The sequence below is a fragment of the Pseudomonas meliae genome (assembly GCF_001400515.1).
GTDB classification, from domain to species: domain Bacteria; phylum Pseudomonadota; class Gammaproteobacteria; order Pseudomonadales; family Pseudomonadaceae; genus Aquipseudomonas; species Aquipseudomonas amygdali.
Genome location: NZ_LJQT01000002.1, coordinates 1 through 1,846, shown reverse-complemented (window position 1 = coordinate 1,846; position 1,846 = coordinate 1). Strand labels below are relative to the sequence as shown.

At 53.7% G+C, this 1,846-nt stretch carries 1 protein-coding gene; it reads left to right on the top strand.

Annotated elements, in window-relative coordinates; all coding sequences use genetic code 11:
- Positions 1 to 102 precede the first annotated feature (102 nt).
- The coding region (hopD1, locus tag ALO64_RS00005; RefSeq protein WP_094195065.1) for a type III secretion system effector HopD1 at positions 103 to 1,846 on the top strand (1,744 nt) is incomplete at its 3' end.

Here is a 1,846-nt window from a genome sequence, read left to right as displayed (position 1 = left end):
AAAAAAACTGATACTCCCGCCGGGAGTCTGTCTTTGGAACCCAAGAGCTCTTGCGACCACACATTGGATCAGATTAATTCATCCGGGACAGCTGACAGCGCTATGAATCCTCTACAATCTATTCAACACAACATCACAACTCCCCCAATCAGTGGCAGTCAGCCATTAGACGCGGTGGGCCCTCAGGCCCAGCAACCCCATCCTAAAAGGATTTCACCTTCTCAATTGAGCCAAAGCGCTCACCAGGCTCTAGAACGCCTTTCAGCTAATGCCGAACACCAACGCCTTGCATCACTGGTACGCAACGCTCTGCAGGATGGCATATTTCAATTTCAATCCAGTAACCACACGCAAGTAACCTATAAAGCGTCAATCTGTCTGCCAGCTGACACCGATACCGTGAGAACCGACCACTTGATTAATAACGAGCTGACGGTTAAGGCCCGATTAAATGATCAATCAGAGTACGACATCGTCAGCGCACATTTGCATGGCTCTTCGAAAGCCATATCCTTCGACGTACCCAGCCCCCCGCCCGCACATGGTTCAGCATCTTCTGTCTTGAGTGAACGGACCCATCTAGTTATGAGTCGCGTTCTCTCACAAGATGCAGTAGATAGCAGTAGCCTGGAAACTTCGTTACTGAGCTCGCCAGACCATTCTCGTCCGCCATCACAGCCAAAGCCCGTGCATCTAGGGTCGGTCCGCAGGGAATCTGGCAGCCTTGTTTCCGATAACCCGGTAGTGCAGGCCCTGCTATCGTTTGCGCAGGCCGACCAGGCATTTCCACCACAGGCCGCGAGCATTGCCGGGGTCCAGCTGGAAATGCGGCCACGTCGGGATATTGAGAAAGCACTTGAGGAATTCAAAGGCGCCTTTACGGTGGAGAAGGCGCAACTGATGTCCGGTGCCAACTCGTCGGAGCGTGTAGATGAGGATGTCAACGCAGACATCCATATCCCCTTATTGCTCAAGGCCATCGAGCGGGGGGCTGCGGCATTTGGTCCAAACGCATCAATCGACCAGAATAGCGCGAAAGCGTTTCTCGCCTCATGTGCTCCCAAGATCACGTCCAATGACGATGTCCTCTCCGAGTTCATCAACCAGAAACTCAAGGGGGATGACGATCTTCAGGTTCGCCTGGGCGCACAGGAATTGTTGCATGTAGCCACCAAGAAGGAATTCCAGCTCGGCGGTCTAGCCGGCAGCATCGGGGTCAGCAGCATACTCGGCTCGGCATGGGAGCTTGGCGCTTCTGAGCTGTTGAAAAATGCCATCTTCGGCAAAAATTTCTCACCGAGCCAATATGCCCTGCAATTGGCTGGAATCGATTCAGTGCCTCCTTTGATTATCGAGTCCATGGACACCATGTGCGTACTCGCCATCATCAAGGGCATGAAAGGTGAGGAGTGGTCCATGAGCGATCTACTTCCCAAGGCGTTGAAGGCCGGTGCCATTTCCTCGGTGGTGTCATTCCCCAATAATGTTTTGCAGTATGCAGGTTTCAAATCCAGAGTCGGCGATCTTGCGGCAAACTCAGTGACAACTGAAGCGGCCATCTTTGGCGCCGCCTCCGGTATTCCACCCGAGGTCAAGGAAAGTGAAGAGCTGATGCGTGCTGGCTTATTCCAGAGCATGAAGGACGGCGTGATGGCTCATCCAGGCGAGGGGGTGGACACCAAAAAGACGATTGAGCGGATGACGCGCCATGCGCTGGATATCGCTCCGGGCGAAAGCACCGCTGTCAAGTCCATGGGGCTCGCATCGATTGTCGGGATGATTCCACTGATTGCCAGCAACAAGGCAACCGGGCTGCTGTCGGAACAGGTACTGCGTATTTTCCGGA